We start from the raw sequence: 19850 nt of genomic DNA on the forward strand, positions 1-19850 counted from the left end.
ATCAGGTCTGCCGACGCTGCCTGAGTGCGGTGTCGGTTCCCGCTCCGGCTCGGGCGTGACGCGTGATAGTATGGCGCGACATGTCTTCGGCATGGCCTTCGTCACCATGCCTGTTCTCTTGTTCATCGTTAGGAGCTGATCATGCATCCGCTGCGCATTCTGCTCGGGGTCAACATCGACCACATCGCCACACTGCGTCAGGCGCGTGGTACCCGCTATCCGGACCCGGTCCAGGCCGCGCTGGTCGCGGAAGAGGCGGGTGCCGACGGCATCACCGTGCACCTGCGTGAAGACCGTCGCCACATCCAGGAGCGCGACGTGCGCATTCTGGCCGAGGTGCTCAACACGCGCATGAACCTCGAGATGGCCGTCAGCGAAGAGATGCTGGCGCTGGCCGAGGAAGTCCAGCCGGCCAACGTGTGTCTGGTGCCGGAAAAGCGCGAAGAGCTGACCACCGAAGGCGGACTGGATGTCGCCGGTGATCTGGCACGCATCACTGCCGCCTGCGAGCGTCTGGCAGAGGCGGGCTGTGAAGTCTCGCTGTTCATCGACCCGGAGCCTGCGCAGATTCGTGCCGCCTTCGAGGCCGGTGCGCCAGTCATCGAGCTGCATACCGGGGCCTATGCCGATGCCACGGGCGAGACGGCGCGTGTCGAGTTCGAGCGTATCGCGGCCGCCGCGGAGCTGGCCAACGAGCTGGGGCTGGTGGTCAATGCCGGTCATGGCCTCAATTATCACAACGTCGAGGCGATCGCGGGTATCTCTGGGCTCAACGAGCTGAACATCGGCCACGCTATCGTCGCGCGCGCCATGTTCGTCGGTCTGAAGGAGGCCGTCATCGAGATGAAGCGTCTATGTATCGCAGGCCAGGAAGCGGGCCTGATGGCCGCGCTGGATGCGCACGATCATGACCATGACCATGACCATGACCATGACCACACACACGGTGATGATCATGAGCATGTGCAGGGCTCAGGCTGCTGCGGATGATCGTCGGCATAGGCACGGACATCGCGCGTATCGAGCGCTTCGAGGCAGGCATGGCACGCCATGGCGAGCGTTTTGCACGCCGATTGCTGGGGGAAGAGGAGCTGGCGCGCTTTGCCGATCACCCTCAACCGGCGGCCTTTCTGGCCAAGCGTTTCGCGGCCAAGGAAGCCTTCGTCAAGGCGCTGGGCACCGGCCTGCGTCAGGGCATGCGCTTCACCCAGATTCAGGTGGTCAACGACGCTCTGGGCAAGCCCTCGCTCAAGCTGTCTGACGAGGCGGAAGCCCTGACCGCGCGGGCGGGTATCCGCCATCTGCACCTGTCGATCAGTGATGAGCGTGATCAGGCCATCGCCTTCGTGGTGCTGGAGCGTTAGCCCTGTTCGATCTGGCGCTGTATTGCGCCTCTGAACACGGCGCTCGAAACGACAATGCCACCCCTGCCTTGCGGCAGCGGGTGGCATTTTCGTTTGTGAAGGGCTGGTTTTTCAGGGCTGGTTTTTGGACTGAGGCTCGCTCGTCTGTGGCTCGCTTGTCTGAGGATTGCCTACCGATGACGAGCCTGTCGCGGATGGCTCAGCGGGGGCATCCGAGAGCGCGGTGGCGGGCGAAGATGTGGACTCGACAGGGGACGCTGTCGGCGTCTCAGGCGTTTCACCCGCGGGGCTGGCCGGCTCAAGTGGTGCGTCGAGCAGGGCCTTGGCTTCATCGCTGTGTGACCACTGGATCAGGCTAGCGATGGCCGCGAACAGGGCGTCGACATCCTCTTCCAGTCGCGACAGGCCGCTGACGCGGATGCGGGTCTCCAGCGCTTCCACCAACAGTGCCAGACGCGGCACGCCACAGTAGCGGCAGGCGCCGTTGAGATAATGTACGCCATCGATCATCGCCTCGTTGTCACGCGCCTGCCAGGCGCGACGGATCCTGGCCTCGCTCTCCGGCAGACTCTCGATCAACAGCCCCAGCATCTCCAGCGCCAGGGCCTCGCGGCCACCGGCCATCTCCGCGCCCAGTGCCATGTCGACCACCGGCAGGTCGGCGTCCTGTTCCAGGCTAAGCCGGTTCTTTGCGGCAGAGTGGGGCAGCGGCGCTGCCGGCGGCGAGAACTCGGTCTGGCTGGCAGCGTCTTTCACTCCCGGTGGCAAGGCAGACGTCGCCGGACTGCGAGCGGGGCTGCGCGTTTGGCTGCGGGCAGGGCTATGCGATTGGCTGGACGTGCGCGCTGCCTGCGGTGGCGGGTTCAGCGAAATGCCCAGGTGACGACTGAGCAGGTTGGCCAGCAGACCCTCGTCGATGGGCTTGATCAGGTAGTCATCCATGCCTTCCGCCAGCAGCTCTCGCCGCTCGTGCGCCAATGCATGGGCGGTGAGGGCGATCACCGGCAGGTGACGGTTGCCCTCGCGCTGTTGATGACGCAGCGCCTTGGTGGCTTCCAGTCCGTTCATGCCCGGCATCTGGATATCCATCAAGACGGCATCCACGACCTGCTCCTGAGCCAGGGCCAGCGCCTCCTCGCCACTCTGGGCCGCCAGGGTGTCCAGCCCCATGTCGGTCAACAGCTCCTCGGCCAACAGTCGATTGGAGGGGTTGTCATCGACCACCATCACGCACTTGCGAGGCTGTGCGGAGGTTTCCTGACTCGCGGGCTGTGCGGTGAGCTCAGGCCGCGGGCCGGCCGGTGGCGTCTTGACAGACGTGGCGCTCGCGGCAGGCGTGCTGGCTGGCTTGGTGCTCGCATCAGTCTTGTCGGTCGGCTTGGCGGCTGGCGCCGTGCTTGAGTTCTGCTCGCGTGTGGTCGGCTCGAAGGAGGTAAAGGTGTCGCTGCGCGGCGCCTGAGTCGGGTCGCGGTGAGGTGAATGCAGCAGATTGGCCAGCTTGTGGCGCATCTGCAGGCGTGTGACCGGCTTGCTGACCACCTCGTCGATGCCGTACTGCTGCAGGTTCTCGGCGTCGGCGGGCAGAGGGGCGTTCAGCAGGCCCAGCACGCGACACGGCAGATGCTTGAGGCGTGCACCCCATTCATCCAGCCGCTTGAGATCACGGCTCTCCAGCGCGACCACCACCAGATCCGGCTGCTCTTCGATGCCGACCAGCGTCAGTGACCAGCGGGTCAGCAGGTAACTCAGGGCGCGACGGGTGGCCGAGTGTGGCTCGATCAGGCAGATGCGTTGATGATCGAACACGACTTCGCGCGGGCGCTCCTCGATGCTGCTGACCGCTACGGGGACGCTGAACAGGAAGGTGGAGCCGTGGCCGGGCAGGCTGTCGACCTGGATCTCGCCGCCCATCTGCTCGATCAGTCGCTTGGAGATCATCAGCCCAAGGCCAGTGCCGCCGAACTGGCGTGCCCGCGATGGATCTCCCTGCGAGAAGGCCTGGAAAAGACGATTGCGCTGGGCGCTGTCCATGCCGATGCCGGTGTCTGCCACCGCGATCTTGAGGCGGGTGTTGCTGCCGTTCAGGTCATCCACCATCACGCGCACGATGACTTCGCCGCGTTCGGTGAACTTGACGGCATTGGCGACCAGATTCGTCACCACCTGCTTGATGCGCATCGGATCGCCCTCGAAGCGCTGGGGCACGTCGTCATACACCAGTCCCAGCAGATGCAGATGCTTGCGATGGGCCTCCGGAGCATGCATGGCGAGCACTTCCTCGATCAGTGGCTCGATGTCCATCTGGACCTTCTCGAGCTCGAGCTTGCCGGCTTCGATCTTTGAGAAGTCGAGAATGTCATTGATCAATGACATCAGGCTCGAGGAGGCATTCTGCATGTGGCCCAGCCAGTCGCGCTGGCGGTTGTCCAGATCACTGCGCCCCAGCAGGTTGCTGAAGCCGATGATGCCGTTGAGCGGCGTGCGGATCTCATGGCTCATGTTGGCCAGGAATTCCGACTTGATGCGGTTGGCTTCCAACGCCTTGCGGCGCGCCATGTCGAGCTCGATGTTCTTGATCTCGACGGTTTCCATTGATTCGTGCAGGTCCTGGGTGGTCTGTTCGATCTGGTCCTGCATGTCCTCGCGGGCGCGCTTGAGCTGCTCGACGCTGCGATTGTAGTTCTCGGCCAGCTCGCTGAGGTCGTCATTGCCTGCAACCGGCAGCTGGCGGTGAGTCTCGCCGCGCGCCAGACAGGTCATGGCCTCGCTCAGCTCATGCAGCGGCTGCAGCATGCGGCGCGAGCCATGGAAAGCCAGCAGCAGCAGCGCCAGTCCGAAGACCAGATTGGCCAGCCCGTAGCCGACCAGCAGCTGGTAGCGATGCAGCACCAGGCGGGTGTCGGAGGCCTCCAGCACCAGCCATGACATCTGCTCGCCGCGTTGTGTCTCGCGCCACGGGTCGATGACCGGCATCACCATCACCAGCGAGTCCGGGTCCGAGGGGTAGGCCTGACTCTCGACCAGCGTGCTGGTTTCCGGGCGCTGGCTGGGGCCGAGATGCAACAGGGCGCCGCCGTTGGCGGTGCGCAGCGTCAGGGCGCGCACGTCGCGCTGGTCGATCAGCATCTGGGCCTGCTCATGCAGACGCTGGTCGTCAGCGGCGAGGGCGGCGTTGGCCATGCCCGGCATGATGGCCTGCATGCTGGCCTGCAGGCGCTCCATCATGGCCAGGCGCTCACCGCTGATCTCGCGGTCCACCGCATACAGGCTGAACATCAGGCTGGTGGCGAGGGGCAGCAGCAAGAGGGCAAGCTGGAATCGGGTACGAAGCAGCATGGCAATCCATCGTCAAAGGGCGAACGAGCATCAGCGGCAAGCATACCTCGCGCTCATGAGCGAAGCGATGGCGAGCGCCCTGACAGGGCTGGGCGGGAGCGATATACTGCGCGCATCATCTACACCCCGACGCGGCCCCCCGTTCGTCCTTGGTCCCGATGCCAGCGCCTGACCGCTGTCATTCGGCTGTCCGGGCGCGGCGTCTCTGGAGTCTGCCTCTCATGTCTCATCTCAGCGAAACCCCCGGTGACGCCATCCCTGGCGCGTCCGATTATCCCAGTCTTGCAGATGTCGTCGGCAATACGCCGCTGGTGCGCCTGACGCGCATCACCGCGGGCCGCAACAATGTGCTGCTGGCCAAGCTGGAGGGTCACAACCCCGCCGGCTCGGTCAAGGATCGTCCGGCGCTTTCCATGTTCGAGGAGGCGGAAGCGCGCGGCGAGATCGCACCCGGCGATACCCTGGTCGAAGCGACCTCCGGCAATACCGGCATCGCGCTGGCCATGACGGCGGCCATCAAGGGCTACCGCATGGTGCTGGTGATGCCGGCCAGTGCCTCCAGCGAGCGCAAGCAGGCGATGGGTGCCTACGGGGCCACGCTGATCGAAGCCGATGGCATGGAGCATGCGCGGGACCTGGCCGAGGCGATGATCGCGCGTGGCGAGGGCAAGGCGTTGGATCAGTTCGCCAACCAGGACAATCCGCTGGCGCATTACCGCACCACCGGGCCGGAACTCTGGCAGCAGACCCACGGACGCATCACGCACTTCGTGTCCTCGATGGGCACCACCGGCACCATCATGGGCACCTCGCGCTATCTGAAGGAGCAGAATCCGGCGATCGAGATCGTCGGCCTGCAACCTGCCGAAGGCGCCAGCATCGCGGGTATCCGTCGCTGGCCTGCCGAGTATCTGCCGCGGATCTTCGATGCCTCACGCATCGACCGCACGCTGGATATCGGCCAGCACGAGGCCGAAGTCTGCATGCGTCGTCTGGCGCGTGAAGAAGGCATTCTGGCCGGTGTCTCCTCCGGTGGTGCGCTGGCAGGCGCGCTCAAGCTCGCCGAGCAGGTCGAGAATGCGGTCATCGTGTTCATCGTCTGTGATCGGGGAGACCGCTACCTCTCGACAGGCCTCTATACCCAGGGCGATGACATGACTCAGCAGTGCACGCCCCACAATGAAGCCGTTACTGGGGAGTGTTCCTGATGGCGCTGCTCGGACAGAAACGACCGGCGCGCAAGCCGACCCGTCGTGAGAAGGAAGTGGCCAGTCGTGGCACTCGCAATGCCAGCGACGCCGACAGCCAGTGGCTGACGGTCGACCGCCTCGCCCATGACGGGCGCGGCATTGCCCATGACGAGAGCGGCAAGACCCAGTTCATCGATCAGGCCCTGCCCGGCGAGCGTGTGACGCTGGCCATCCACCGCACGCACAAGCGCTTCAATGAGGCGCATGTGCGTGCACGTGACAACGCGGCTGACAGTCGCGTGACGCCGCCCTGTGCCTATTTCGGCAGCTGTGGCGGCTGTGATCTGCAGCATATGGCGCTGGATGCACAGCGCACCCATAAGGTGCAGGTGCTGGGCGAACACGCGACACGCAATGGCGTGACGCTGCCCGAGATTCAGCCGCTGGGCGATGATGAGAGCCGTTATCGCCGTCGCGCGCGTATCGGCGTACGCGTGACCGATGCCGGTGAGTTGCAGTTAGGCTTCCGCGGACGTGGCAGCAACCAGCTGGTCGACATCATCACCTGCAGCGTGCTGGTGCCGGAGCTGGACCGCCTGCTCGCGCCGCTGCGTGAGCTGATCGAAAGCCTCGAGGCGCCCAGGCGCCTGGGCCATCTGGAGCTGACCGCTGCTGAAGGGCAGATCATCGTGGTGGTGCGCCAGCTCAAGGCGGTGCCGCGTGATGCGCAGCGCTGGCAGGCCTTCGCCGAGCAGCACGGCCTGGTGGTCGGCTGGCGGGTCGGGCGTGATCCGGTGGTGCTGGAGTGGCTGTCGGGTACGCCGAATGCCGTGTATTCACTGAGTGTCGGCGCAACGACGCTGCGCCTTGCCTTCTCGCCGGGCGACTTCGTGCAGGTCAACGCGGCGCTCAATCAGCGTCTGATCGACACCGCCTTCGAATGGCTGGGCGATGTCAGTGGTCTCAAGGTGATGGATCTCTATGCCGGTGTCGGCAATCTGACCCTGGCGGCTGCCGCGGCCGGCGCCAGTGAGGTGACAGGCATCGAGGGCAGTCAGGGCATGGTCGATCAGCTGAGGGTCAATGCCGAAGCCAACGGACTGGCTCAGGTGAGCGCACGTCGAGCGGACCTGAGCAAGGCCCTGCCATCACTCGAGGGTATCGACCTTCTGGTACTAGACCCGCCGCGTGATGGCGCTCAGCCTCTCTGCGAGGAGCTGGCACGTGATCTGCATGCCGGGAGGGTCAGCCGAGTGCCGCAGCGTGTGCTGTACATCGCCTGTGACCCGACCACGTTGATGCGTGATGCCCGGCTGTTGCAGGACGCCGGTTATCGCGTCACGCGTGCCCTGATGGCGGACATGTTCGTTCACACGGCACATCTGGAATCGATGTTGCTGCTGGAACGGGCGGAAGACTGAGGCGGTGCCCTCGGGTACTGCTATCAAGATGGCAAGTAATTCAAGGACATAGGGTCATGGTCAAGGTGCGCGAAGATCAGCCGCTGACCGATAGCGGTGGTGTGGACATCCCGGTGTGGGTCGCGCGACTGCGCGAGGAAGTCCCGTCGGTGAATGCCGAGGTCATGGTGCAGGCCTGTGAAGTGGCGCTCAAGGTAGCGCGCGAGGCAGACGCCCGCGGTGACAAGCCGTGGCGCGAGCCGCTGCGCAGTTTCCGTTTCAGTCTCGAGATGGCCGACATCCTGTCGGAACTCAAGCTTGACCAACCCGCGCTGGTCGCGGCCGTGCTCTATCGCGCGGTACGTGAAGGGCATCTGGGGCTTGAGGCCATCGAGAAGCATTTCGGCAAGGAAGTGGCCCGCCTGATCGATGGCGTGCTCAACATGGCCGCCATCAGTCAGCTGCAGGCGCCGAGTCATGGCATGGCGCAGCATGACCAGCAGGACAACCTGCGCAAGATGCTGGTGTCGATGATTGATGACGTGCGCATCGCGTTGATCAAGATCGCCGAACGTACCGTTGCCCTGCGTCACGTCAAGGATGCTCCGCGCGAGAAGCGCATGCGCGTGGCCAGAGAAGTCTTCGACATCTACGGGCCGCTGGCGCACCGCCTGGGCATCGGTCAGCTCAAGTGGGAGCTGGAGGATCTGTCCTTCCGCTACCGCGAGGAGGATGAATACAAGACCATCGCCAGGCAGCTGTCCGAGAAACGCCTGGAGCGTGAGCACTACATCGCCGATCTGCTGGTCGAGTTGCGCACTCTGATGAGCGAGCAGGGCATCAAGCAGTTCGATGTCGCGGGCCGCGCCAAGCACATCTACTCCATCTGGCGGAAGATGAAGATCAAGCGCATCGCCTTCTCTCAGGTGTATGACGTGCGCGCGGTACGGATTCTGGTCGGCACAGTCAGCGATTGCTACACGGCGCTGGGGATCGTCCACTCGCGTTGGCACCACGTGCCGCATGAGTTTGACGACTATATCGCCAACCCCAAGAAGAATGGCTACCAGTCGCTGCACACTGCGGTGGTGGGACCGAGCAACAAGGTCATCGAGATCCAGATCCGTACCTTCGACATGCACGAGGAGGCGGAGCTGGGCGTATGCGCCCACTGGCGTTACAAGGGCCACGATGTCGGTCACAAGAGTCGCAGTTACGAAGACAAGATCGCCTGGTTGCGTCAGGTGCTCGAATGGCAGGACGAAGTCGGCGAGAACGGCGGCCAGGAGGCGATCCGTCAGGGGCTGAGCTCCGACGTCGCGCCGGACCGCATCTACGTCTTCACACCGGAGGGGCATGTCATCGACCTGCCCAAGATCGCGACGCCGATCGACTTCGCCTACCGCGTGCATACCGAGGTCGGCCATCGCTGCCGGGGGGCCAAGGTCGACGGTCGCATCGTGCCGCTGACCTACAAGCTCAAGACCGGCCAGCAGGTCGAGATCCTGACCGCCACCAAGGGTGGCCCGAGCCGCGACTGGCTCAACCCGAATCTGGGCTACGTGCGCACCTCGCGGGCCCGCGCCAAGATCCAGACCTGGTTCAAGCTGCAGGCACGCGACCAGAACGTCGATGAGGGCAAGGCGCTGCTCGAGAAGGAATTCTCGCGGCTGGCGCTGGAGAATCTCGACCGTGACAAGCTGGCCAACGCAGTCAATTACCCGACGCGTGATGACATGTATGCCGCCATCGGTGCAGGCGATCTGCGCGTCGGCCAGGTGCTGCATCAGGCCCAGCAGCTGTTCGGCGATACCGATGATCAGGAGCAGCTCGAGCGTCTGCTGCGCCAGCGCAAGCCGCAGGGCAAGGAAAAGCCTGACGCCGTCATGGTGCTGGGGGTCGGCAATCTGAAGACCACCATGGCCAACTGCTGTCACCCGGTACCGGGCGATCAGATCGCCGGTTTCATCACCCAGGGGCGCGGCGTGACCGTGCACCGTCAGGACTGCCCGAACCTGATCCAGCTGCGCTCGGATGAGCCGCGTCGCATCGTCGATGTCGACTGGGGCCAGCGTTCGCGCAACCAGTATCCGGTGGATATCGAGATCCAGGCCTGGGACCGCTCCGGCCTGCTGCGTGATGTCACCAACGTGCTGAGCGGTGACAAGGTCAATGTGCTGTCGGTGAACACGCGCACCGATCAGCTCGACAACATCGCCACGCTCAAGATCACGCTGGAAGTCGAGAATCTTGATGTGCTGGGGCGCGTATTCGCCCGCATCCAGCAGCTGCCCAACATCATCGACGTCAAGCGGCTGCGGGTCGGGGGCGACAAGGCATGAGTCGCCGATTCGATGCCAGTGTCGATGTCGATGCAGGCAGGCAAGCCGATACGCGCTACACCCTCGATGACTTGCTGACCCTGATGGCCGTGCTGCGTGATCCGCAGTACGGCTGCCCGTGGGACAGCCGCCAGGATTACGCGAGTCTGGTGCCGCACACCCTGGAGGAGGCCTATGAGGTGGCCGACGTCATCGAGCGTGCCGCGGCCGATGCCAGCGTGCTCGATGAGCTGCCGGCGGAGCTGGGAGATCTGCTGTTCCAGGGAGTCTTCTACGCCCAGATCGCCAGCGAGCAGCAACGCTTCGATTTCCACGACGTGATCCATGTGCTGACCGAGAAGATGCTGCACCGCCATCCGCATGTCTTCCCGGATGGCACCCTCGCGTCGCGCCGCGAGGGTATCGCCACTCATGAGGTCGATGAAGGCTCGCTCAATGCCCAGTGGGAGTCGCTCAAGCAGCAGGAGACCGCTGACGCGCCTGTCAGCCAGACTGCCGGCGACAGCGTGCTGGATGGCGTGCCACTTGGTCTGCCGGCGCTGACGCGGGCGGCCAAGCTCTCGAAGAAGGCCGCGCGTTCGGGCTTTGACTGGCCGGACACGAGTGGCGTGCTGGCCAAGATCCGTGAGGAGCTCGGCGAAGTCGAGGAAGCGCTGGCCGAGGGCGATACGGCCCATGCGCGTGAGGAGGTCGGGGATCTGCTGTTCGCGGTCGTCAATCTCGCGCGCACCCTCAAGGCGGACCCGGAGCAGATGCTGCGCGCTACCAATGCGCGCTTCGAATCACGCTTCCGCCATGTGGAAGCCGCGATCGCAGGGCAAGGGCGCACGCTGGAAGAGGCGTCGCTTGCCGAGATGGATGCGCACTGGGATGAGGCCAAGCGCCAAGAGCGTGCGGCTGAGCAGGCGCGGCAGGGCGAGGGTGCGACGTCAGCCGCACGCCCAGTGACGCCGCTGGTTCGGTGATGGAGCGTCGTCGCAGCGTATTGGGAAAAGGGCATCTGGAAAAATGTAGTAAGTTTACGCGATAGTCGGATTGTGGAGCCGAGGCCCGCGGTCGTATGCTGAGGGGAAGCGATCAGGACGCGAGTCTTGTCCTGCTTTCCGGTCTGCTGCGCCGCGGGTCTTTCCGTTTCGCGCCAGTGTCTTCACCAGCGCCAGGCCGGTGTCTTCCCTCAGCCGGTTGTCATCAGGTGTCTTTGCGCAATGAGGGAATCTGTTGTCAGCTATCTGACTGTGTGCCCCTGGTGACAGGGGAAGATGACCGCGGCAGCACCGTCACTCCCAAGGAGGGTTTCATGAGTCACGACTTGCATGAATCGTTGCGCGATAACGTGCGTATTCTCGGTGACAACCTCGGCCAGACCATCGCGGCCGACCTCGGCGATGACTTCGTCGCACGCATCGAGCGCATCCGTGCCCTGGCCAAACAGGGCCAGCAGGGCGATCAGGCCGCCCGGCATGAGCTCATCGACTATCTGCGTGATCTGCCGGACGCCGATCTGCTGCCCGTCACCCGGGCGTTCAACCAGTTCCTGAACCTTTCCAACATCGCCGAGCAGCACTACCGTGGCCGCTTCAAGCGCGTCGAGGATTATCGCCCCGGCAGCCAGCCGGACCTCGGCGAGCTGATCACGCGCATTCGCGAGCGGGGCTTCAGCGCACAGAAGATCGTCGAGGAGCTCTCGGCGATGCGCGTCGAGCTGGTGCTGACGGCGCACCCGACGGAAGTCATCCGCCGCACCCTGATCCAGAAATACGATGCCATCGAGGGCTGTCTGACCCAGATGGAAGGCGCCTGTGATCGCCCGGAACAGGCGACCCTCGCGCGTGCGCGCCTCACCGAGCTGATCAGCCAGGCCTGGCATACCGACGAGATCCGTCACGAGCGTCCGACCCCGGTGGATGAAGCCAAGTGGGGCTTTGCCACCATCGAGAACTCGCTGTGGCAAGCGGTGCCGGACTTCCACCGTCAGCTTGACGAGATGACGCTGGACGCCGCCGGTGAGCGTCTGCCGCTGGACGCCGCACCGATCTGCTTCGCCTCCTGGATGGGCGGTGACCGCGACGGTAACCCCAATGTCACCGCCAGCGTGACGCGGACCGTGTTGCTGCTGGGTCGCTGGATGGCAGCGGACCTCTATCTGCGCGATCTCGAACAGCTCAAGTCGGAGCTGTCGATGTGGAAGTGCACGGCTGCCCTGCGTGCCGAGGCCGGCGATGTGGCTGAGCCCTATCGCGAGATCCTGCGCCGCCTGATCCTGCGCATGGAAAGCACCCGCGACTGGGCCAAGGCGGGCCTGGACGGCAAGCGCCACGAAGGTGTCGACATCATCGAGACCCGCGAGCAGCTGTATACGCCGCTGCTGGCCTGCTACCGCTCACTGTGCGACGTGGGGCTGGACACCATCGCCAATGGCGCACTGCTCGACACCCTGCGTCGTGTGGCCTGTTTCGGTGTCACCCTGACCAAGCTCGATATCCGTCAGGAAAGCACGCGCCACGCGCAGGTCTTCGATGAACTGAGCCAGACGCTGGGGCTGGGCAGCTATTTCGAATGGGACGAGCAGCAGCGCTGTGACTTCCTGAGCAAGGAGTTGGCTAGCCGTCGCCCGCTGATCCCGCGCCATTGGGAATGCTCCACCGACACGCGCGAGGTGCTGGATACCTTCAAGGTCATCGCGCGCGAGCATCGCGAGGCGCTGGGCACCTACATCATCTCGATGGCCGGTCAGGCCTCCGATGTGCTGGCGGTGGCACTGTTGATGAAGGAGATCGGCGGTGATGTGCGTCTACCGATCGCGCCGTTGTTCGAGACGCTGGATGATCTGGACCGCTCAGGCCCCGTCATCGACACGCTGCTGGGCATGCCGATCTATCGCGAGCAGGCCGGTGACCGTCAGGAAGTGATGATCGGTTACTCCGACTCCGCCAAGGACGCCGGTCAGCTGGCGGCCGCCTGGGCACAGTACCGCGCCCAGGAAACGCTGGTGGAAGTCACCAAGCGTCACGGTGTCGAACTGACCCTGTTCCACGGCCGTGGTGGTACGGTCGGTCGTGGCGGCGGCCCGGCGCATGCGGCGATCCTGTCCCAGCCACCGGGCTCGGTGACCGGCTCGCTGCGTGTTACCGAGCAGGGCGAGATGATTCGTTTCAAGTTCGGTCTGCCGGACATCGCCAGTCGCTCGATGGAGATCTATGTCTGCGCGGTGCTGGAAGCCAGCATGCTGCCGCCGCCGGCGCCCAAGCCGCAATGGCGCGACGAGATGGATCGCCTGGCCGGTATCGCGCACAAGGCCTATGTGGGCGTGGTGCGTGAAGACCCGAACTTCGTGCCGTACTTCCGCTCGGTAACGCCGGAAACCGCACTGGCACGCCTGCCGCTGGGTTCGCGCCCCGCCAAGCGTCGTCAGGATGGTGGCGTCGAGACGCTGCGTGCGATCCCGTGGATCTTCGCCTGGACCCAGATTCGTCTGATGCTGCCCGCCTGGCTGGGCAGTGGCGAGGCCTTCGCCACGCGCATGCAGGAAGCGGGCGGCCTGGAAGTGCTGCGCGAGATGATGAACGACTGGCCGTTCTTCTCCACCTATGTCGACATGCTGGAGATGCTGCTCTCCAAGGCCGATCTCTCGACGGCGGCCTACTACGAGCAGCGTCTGGTCGATGAGCCGGCCCTGAAGACGCTGGGGCAATCGCTGCGTGATCGTCTCGAGCGCCTGGAGAAGGTGGTGCTGGAGATCCGCGATCAACAGGCACTGCTTGAGCATATGCCGTTGATTCGTCAGGCCATCGATGTGCGCAATCCTTACATCGACCCGCTGCATGGTCTGCAGGCCGAGCTGCTGCAGCGTAACCGCGACGCCGATGGCGCCATCTCCGCCGAGCTGTCACGCGCGCTGATGGTGACCATGGCCGGTATCTCGGCTGGTCTGCGCAACACCGGTTGAGGAGCGATTGACGCCATCGCACGTTGGCGAGTCGCTAATCACCCGCACGAAAAAAAGCCCCGACAGGCTGGCCTGTCGGGGCTTTTCGTTGTCATTAAGACAATGAGGTCATCTCGCTACAGCAGGCCGCTCGCACGCTCGCCGACCAGTGGCATCAGGAAGCGCTCGCGCTGCCAGTCTTCATTCTGATCGAGCGCCACCAGATGCAGCAGTTTGGTGAAGGCCGCCTCCAGCGTCATGTCATCGCCTGACAGCACGCCGACGGTGGCCAGACCTGCACCGGCCGCATAGTGACCGATAGTGACCGGCCCATGCGGACATTGACTGATACCGGCCAGCAACTTGCCTTCGCCGCGTGCATCGGCCAATACCTCCAACAGCTCGCTGTCCTCCGGCAGATTGCCGCTACCCCACAGCTCCAGCACGGCGCCCTTGACCTCCGGGCGCATCAACTGCACACGCACGCTCTCGGCGCTGATGCCGGGGTAGAGCGGCAGGCGAATGATGCTGTCCTTGCCGAGGCGGGCATAGTCGGGCAGCTCGAAGGCGGGGCCTTGGTCATCCATCAGGCGGCCGGGGTAGAGCACGACACGGTCATCGACCCATTCGCCCAGCAGTGGCGCATTGGGCGTGGTGAAGCCGCGGTGGTCCTGGGTGTACCACTTGCGGGTGCACACGCCACGCAGCAACTGTCCGCCAAAGGCGACCACGACTTCATTGAGGGTCGGCTGGGCGGCGGCGGTGAGTGCCAGCTCGACATTGCCCAAGGCGTCACTGTGCTCGGCTTCCAGCGGCAACTGTGCGCCACTGATGATCACCGGACGCGCGGTGCCCTTGAGCTGGAATGCGAGGCTGGAGGCCGTCCAGGCCAGAGTATCGGTGCCCTGCAGCACGACGAAGCCATCGAAGCTGTCGTAGGCATCCGCGATCTGGCTGGCGATGGTGTGCCAGTCCGTCGGTGTCGCGGAGGAGGAGTCGATCAGCTGCGGAAATTCGCGCAGGGTGAAGGCGGGCAGACGGCTACGACGGCTGGGAGGCAGCTGTTCCAGTGCTGCACGCAGACGTGCATCGAAGTCACCGGCAGGCACCAGTCCTTGCTCACTTTCCACCATGCCCAGCGTGCCGCCGGTATACAGCACCAGGATGTGCGTCTCGGGAGTCATCGTGTCCACCTGCCAGAAATGGGAAAGCCGGCATTGTAACGCATGCCGGCTTGCAGGGGAGCTGTCGGAGTCGGGCGTTCAGCCGCGACGCACGGGAGGTGCTCAGCTGATATTGCCGCCGCCGATACGCGCATCCTCCTGATGGGACATGGCGCTGACGCACATCACCCGTACGCCTTCGAGCATGCTTTCAAGGCTCATGGTCGGCAGGCGGCCATCGATACTCTGCTCGGGCAGCGCCGGGATATGCACGAAGCCGGAGCGGATGGGGCTATCCGCCAGATGGCGCTGCACCCCATAGAACAGGTGGTTGCAGACGAAGGTGCCTGCCGTGTAGGAGACGCTGGCGGGAAGGCCCGCTGCCTGGAGGTCGTTGACCATCGCCTTGATCGGCAGGGTGGTGAAGCAGCCATCCGGGCCGCCAGCTTCGATGGGCTCATCCACCGGCTGGTGGCCGCCGTTGTCCTTGATGCGATAGTCATCCAGGTTGATGGCGACCCGCTCCGGGGTGATGGCGCTGCGACCACTGGCCTGGCCGAGCATGATCACGGTGTCAGGGGCGTGCTGGCCGATGGCCTCGATGACGCTGTCAATCGCGGCGTAGCGTGTCACCGGCACCCGGCAGGTGATGATCTCGAAGCGCTCATCGGGCTGGCCTTGCATGGCCAGTCTCTGGCCATCCAGTTGCTCGATGATCTTGAGGGCAGGATTGACGCTATCCGTGCCGAAGGGCTCGAAGCCGCAGAGTAGCAGACGACGCATGATGAAATTCCTTGGCTGGCATCGATCACCGCGGGTCACTGCTGGCGGTGATCGATGCGCGGGTAAGAGTGGGAGATCAGAAGGCCAGCAGCAGCATCAGGCTGATGTTGGCGGCCAGCATGACCAGCGCAGGCAGTATCTGTGCGCGAATGATGTGGTAGCGGTCATCCAGTTCCAGCAGGGCGGCCGGCACGATGTTGAAGTTGGCGGCCATGGGCGTCATCAGCGTGCCACAGTAGCCGGACAGCATGCCCAGCACGCCGACGATGGCCGGGTTGCCGCCATGCAGCGCGATGACCAGCGGATAGCCGATGCCGGAGGTGATGACCGCAAAAGCCGCGAAGCCGTTGCCCATCAGCATGGTGAACACGGCCATGCCGACGCAGTAGGCAATCACGCAGGCGATCAGGCTGGTATCCGGCACCACGCTCGAGACCAGCCCGGCGATGGTCTGGCCGACGCCGGCCTGATCGAACAGCAGGCCAAGGGCGGCCAGGAATTGCGGCAGGATGGCGGCCCAGCCGATGGCATCGGCCAGGCGGCGACCTTCCTGCATGCCGGTCGCCGGGCTCTCGCGCAGCAGCAGCAATGCCACGGCAAAGGCCAGTACCGTCGCGACGCCCAGGCCAACCAGCGCACTCTGGCCTGTCGTGAGGGTGTAAAGGAAGGTGCCGACCGGAATCACCAGTGCGGGGATGAACAGGCGCGACCCGAGACGCTTGCGGCGCGCCTGACGCGCTTCATCGCTCAACTGGCCGTAGTGGCCGAACCCGAGCTGGCCGGTGGCGGCCAGCAGCGCCAGCGCCAGCATGGCAAGCCCGACCACGACATCGGGCAGCCACTGACCAAATGCCAGGCTGATGCCGAAGATCAGCCAGAAGGCACTGGTGCCGAGTCGGCGCGGGTGATCACGATCGGTGAGCGTCAGGACGGCAAAGGCCATGATGGCGAAGCCGGTAATCAGGTAGAGAGCGTCGATACCGTTCATGAGTGGCTCTCCGTCGCAGAAGTGGTGAAGGTGCCCTTGCCCGGTGTCGCGTTGGCCTGGCCCGAGGGATTAGGGTATTTCTCGCGCAGCAGCTGATGTTCACGGCGAATGCGCGCGTCCAGCCGGCGGCAGAGTACGAAGACCACCACCAATGACACCAGCGCGGTGGGAATGGCATACAGCGCCATGTCGGCCAGGCTGACGCTGGCGCCGCTCTTGTCGAGCACGCTCTTGATCAGCAACAACCCGCCTGAAGCCACGAAGATCAGCTGACTGAAGAAGTTGCCGAAGTTCTCGCTGACGGCATTCAGAACGCGTATGCGCTGGCTCAGGGCCTTGAAGCGTGGCGAGCTCAGCGCCTCTTCGGGGAGATCACGTTCGGCGGCGCCGACTGACATCGGGGCGACCAGCGGCCGGATCATCGCCGGGTGGCCACCGAGCTGCAGGCCGAAGGCGTTGGTTGCCTTGCGCAGCACCAGGTAGCTGAAGGAGATTCGCCCAGCGCTGGCGGCCCGCAGTTTCTGGACCAGATGCTCGGCCTGATCGCGCAGGCCATTGCGCTCGAGCAGCCCGATCACCGGCAGGGTGATGATGAACAGCGAGACGGCGCGGTTGTCGGTAAAGGCCTGACCGAGCGCGGCGAGAATTTCAGTCGGTGACATGCCGGCCACCAGGCCGGAGGAGAAGCCTGCCACCAGCACCACCAGCAGCGCATTGAGGCGCAGTGCCAGGCCGATGACGATGATGGCAACGCCGATCAATGACAGCATGGGGTGTCTCCCGAGCAGGGGGAGGACAATCGGATCCTTTCGAAGGACATGAGCCTGTGCCTCTGGGTGTGAGCTTGTTGTTATGCGGGGCTCGTTGCGAAGCGGGTCGAACATTGCCTGGCCGGTGACCATTGCCGAGCAGTTCGACATGGCGAGCTGTTCGAACATGGCGGGGCGCAATGTTCGTTGCTTTACAAAGAGAGCTCAAAGGGTAGAGCGACACCAGAGGAATCCAAATGAGACATTCGGAATATATAAATTTCAACGACATGTAGTATCGACAAAATCCATCATGCAGGCATGAATGACAGATAATATTGATACCTTGGTGGGCCTTGCCTCACTCTGTGGGGGAGATGTCAGCCGTCGACCACTTCGGTGCTGCCATCCTCGCGCAGGCAGATACGGCGACGTCTGCCGACCTGGAAGCCAAGCATGGCGGCACTCAGCAGGATCAGCGCGAACAGCGATGCGATCACGCGCAGATCGGCCGTGATTTCCAGCAGAATGCCGACGGCGAGTGGCCCGAGAGCGGCCAGCATGTAGCCGGTGCCTTGTGCCATGCCGGAGAGGGCGCCTGCCAGACGTGCATCGGAGGTGCGCAGCACCAGCAACGTCAATGCCATCGAGAAGCTGCCCCCCTGGCCGAAACCGAGCAGCACGGCGAACAGCCAGCGCAATGACAGCGGCCCGATCATCAGTCCCAGCAGGCCGATGGCGGTACAGGACAGCAGCAGCAGGATGGCGGGGCGCTGGTCGCGCCCCATGCGGCCGATCACGGGGGCCAACAGGGCGGTGAGCACCTGTGCCATCACCGAGGCGGCCATCAGCCAGCCGGATTCGATATCGCTCAGACCGCGTTGCTGGAGCAGGAAAGGTAGCCAGCCAAAGACGATATAGGCCAGGGAAGACTGGCAGCCCATGAAGAAGGTGACCTGACGGGCCAGCGGTTGATGCCACAGGCGAGGGGTAGCCTGCTGATGGCTGGTGGTCATCTCTGGCCACGGGTGGGGCATGCTCAGGCGCCAGGCGGGAAGCGCGATCACTACAAGCAGCGCCCAGCAGGCCAATGAGGCTTGCCAGCTGTCGAGAAGATTGGCCAGTGGCACGCTGAGTCCCGCGGCCAGCGCAGCACCAAGACATAGCGCCATGGTGTACACGCCGGTGAACAGATCGGCTCGTTCAGGATGCTCACGCTTGACGATGGCGGGCAGCAGGGTGCCAGCGACGCCGATGCTGCCGCCACATAACAGGGTGCCGAGATAGAGCAGCAGTGCCATGTCACTGGCCCGCAACCACAGGGCGATGCCGAGAGTGACCAAGGCAAGGCTGAGGGTGCGCTCAACCCCCAGGCGGCGGGCCAGGCGCGGGGCCAGTGGGGCGAACAGCCCCAGGCAGACGACGGGCAGTGTGGTGAGAAGGCCCGCTGCCAGCGTGCTCAGGCCCAGGTCCTGGGTGATGCGATCCAGCAGGGGGGCCAGGGATGACAGCGCCGGACGCAGGTTCAGGGCGACCAGAATCAGGATGAGCAGGAATAGGAATGCTGGCATTCGGCGCATGAGGAAACCTGAACGAGAGGACAGGTCTGTGAGAATACCGGCATATGCTCAAGCTGTCTTGCCTCGAACCGACTTGCCTCGAACCGGTCTTCCTCCAGTAGGTCTTCCTCGAGCCGGGCCCTGGACAGCAGAACGCCCGGCAATTGCCGAGCGTTCTGTCTCAATGTATCTGTCTTGATGTGCTTGCGCTCAATGCCCCGTGGTGATGGGCCGCTTGCCGGTACCGGAACGATCAGTATTTGGGTTCAAGCTCCAGCTCGTGTGTCGGGCTATCGATCCTTTGTGCTGCCGCGCGTTGACGCGTCATGGCACCGTCGGCATGCACATCGTGACCGCGGGGGGCGACATTGCGCCATGCGGGCGTCTTCTGCCGGCGCTTGGCACTGGTGCGTGCCGTATTGGAGACCGGCTGGCGACTCGCCTTGGCGCGAATCAGGGTCATGTCCTCGGTGCTCAGCAGCATGCCCTGGGGCGTGCGCTCAAGTACGAGGTGGCCGCGGAAATGCCAGCAGCGCATGGGGGTATGCGCGACACGATAGCGATGGCCGGCTACCTCCAGTGAGATGGCTTCCTTCGGCTGGCAGCCAAGGGGGTGCAGCGTCACTTCCTCCAGCAGCACCAGACGATTGAAGTCGTCCGGCTGAAGTACCTGATTGCCATCATGCATGCGCACCGGGAAGGCATGGTTGTCACGCTGCAGCTCACGCCGCTTGTGACTGACGCTGCCGTTGCCTTCCAGGATTCCAGCACCACACACATGCACGAGCTCGCCATCAATCTGTTTGATGACAAGCACCTCGACGTGGCGCTGCTTGAAAAGATGATCACGCAGTGAGCGTAATGGCATGGCTGAAATCCTCATCTACACCATCCGTTGGCTGAGTATATCCGTCAGAGCCCGAGTCATCTCTCTGACTGACAGGCGCTGCCATGCTGCCTGCCAAGTGATATCTCGCTCTGATAGCCACATCATACGCCGTTTGTGAGCATTTTTCCCGAATCAAGCTCCAGTCCGAGGATAAATCATCTT

Annotated in this window: 14 protein-coding genes; 7 read left to right on the forward strand and 7 right to left on the reverse strand. The window is 64.0% G+C overall.

What is annotated here, in order from left to right:
* Nucleotides 1-141 precede the first annotated feature (141 nt).
* Together pdxJ and acpS are read left to right on the forward strand one after the other, a co-directional pair.
* The gene (pdxJ, locus tag NH396_RS07355; protein ID WP_253062608.1) at nucleotides 142-990 is read left to right on the forward strand and encodes a pyridoxine 5'-phosphate synthase; all 849 of its coding nucleotides are present in this window, start codon (nucleotides 142-144) and stop codon (nucleotides 988-990) included.
* The gene (gene acpS / locus NH396_RS07360) at nucleotides 987-1364 is read left to right on the forward strand and encodes a holo-ACP synthase (RefSeq protein WP_043331863.1); all 378 of its coding nucleotides are present in this window, start codon (nucleotides 987-989) and stop codon (nucleotides 1362-1364) included. Before pdxJ ends, acpS begins: the two co-directional genes overlap by 4 nt.
* A 111-nt stretch (nucleotides 1365-1475) precedes the next feature.
* On the opposite strand, the gene NH396_RS07365 is transcribed toward acpS, so the two are convergent.
* A complete protein-coding gene (locus tag NH396_RS07365; RefSeq protein WP_253062610.1) occupies nucleotides 1476-4700 on the reverse strand; it encodes a response regulator in 3225 nt (1074 codons plus the stop codon).
* 221 nt (nucleotides 4701-4921) lie between these two features.
* On the opposite strand from NH396_RS07365, the gene cysM reads away from it, so the two are divergent.
* The 5 genes from cysM (at nucleotide 4922) to ppc (ending at nucleotide 13578) form a co-directional block, all read left to right on the forward strand.
* Nucleotides 4922-5908, forward strand: coding sequence for a cysteine synthase CysM (gene cysM, locus NH396_RS07370; protein WP_253062612.1), 987 nt, complete (start codon nucleotides 4922-4924; stop codon nucleotides 5906-5908).
* The gene (gene rlmD / locus NH396_RS07375) at nucleotides 5908-7311 is read left to right on the forward strand and encodes a 23S rRNA (uracil(1939)-C(5))-methyltransferase RlmD (RefSeq protein ID WP_253062614.1); all 1404 of its coding nucleotides are present in this window, start codon (nucleotides 5908-5910) and stop codon (nucleotides 7309-7311) included. The genes cysM and rlmD overlap by 1 nt, the downstream gene beginning before the upstream one ends.
* Nucleotides 7312-7367: 56 nt before the next feature.
* On the forward strand, nucleotides 7368-9632 hold the full coding sequence (gene relA / locus NH396_RS07380) for a GTP diphosphokinase (RefSeq protein ID WP_253062616.1): 2265 nt from the start codon (nucleotides 7368-7370) through the stop codon (nucleotides 9630-9632).
* Entirely contained in the window at nucleotides 9629-10597 is a 969-nt protein-coding gene (mazG, locus tag NH396_RS07385) for a nucleoside triphosphate pyrophosphohydrolase (protein WP_253062618.1), read from the forward strand. Before relA ends, mazG begins: the two co-directional genes overlap by 4 nt.
* 332 nt (nucleotides 10598-10929) lie before the next feature.
* On the forward strand, nucleotides 10930-13578 hold the full coding sequence (gene ppc, locus NH396_RS07390) for a phosphoenolpyruvate carboxylase (protein ID WP_253062627.1): 2649 nt from the start codon (nucleotides 10930-10932) through the stop codon (nucleotides 13576-13578).
* A 116-nt stretch (nucleotides 13579-13694) separates the two neighbouring features.
* Here the strand turns inward: ppc and NH396_RS07395 are convergent, their stop codons facing one another.
* From NH396_RS07395 to NH396_RS07420, 6 genes are all read right to left on the reverse strand, one after another.
* The gene (locus tag NH396_RS07395; protein ID WP_253062629.1) at nucleotides 13695-14741 is read right to left on the reverse strand and encodes an asparaginase; all 1047 of its coding nucleotides are present in this window, start codon (nucleotides 14739-14741) and stop codon (nucleotides 13695-13697) included.
* A gap of 102 nt (nucleotides 14742-14843) precedes the next feature.
* Nucleotides 14844-15503 carry a pyroglutamyl-peptidase I gene (pcp, locus tag NH396_RS07400; protein WP_176676461.1) on the reverse strand — a complete coding sequence of 220 codons (660 nt, stop codon included), beginning with the start codon at nucleotides 15501-15503 and terminating at the stop codon, nucleotides 14844-14846.
* A gap of 76 nt (nucleotides 15504-15579) precedes the next feature.
* Nucleotides 15580-16491 (reverse strand): DUF979 domain-containing protein, encoded by a 912-nt coding sequence (locus tag NH396_RS07405; protein ID WP_176676462.1) that lies wholly within the window; start codon nucleotides 16489-16491, stop codon nucleotides 15580-15582.
* Nucleotides 16488-17261, reverse strand: a complete 774-nt coding sequence (locus NH396_RS07410) for a DUF969 domain-containing protein (protein ID WP_253062631.1) — start codon at nucleotides 17259-17261, stop codon at nucleotides 16488-16490. Before NH396_RS07410 ends, NH396_RS07405 begins: the two co-directional genes overlap by 4 nt.
* A 359-nt stretch (nucleotides 17262-17620) precedes the next feature.
* Nucleotides 17621-18811 carry an MFS transporter gene (locus NH396_RS07415; RefSeq protein ID WP_253062633.1) on the reverse strand — a complete coding sequence of 397 codons (1191 nt, stop codon included), beginning with the start codon at nucleotides 18809-18811 and terminating at the stop codon, nucleotides 17621-17623.
* A 241-nt stretch (nucleotides 18812-19052) separates the two neighbouring features.
* A complete protein-coding gene (locus NH396_RS07420; RefSeq protein ID WP_253062635.1) occupies nucleotides 19053-19667 on the reverse strand; it encodes a hypothetical protein in 615 nt (204 codons plus the stop codon).
* Nucleotides 19668-19850 lie beyond the last annotated feature (183 nt).

This window comes from Cobetia sp. Dlab-2-AX (genome assembly GCF_024124625.1).
Classification (GTDB): Bacteria; Pseudomonadota; Gammaproteobacteria; order Pseudomonadales; family Halomonadaceae; genus Cobetia.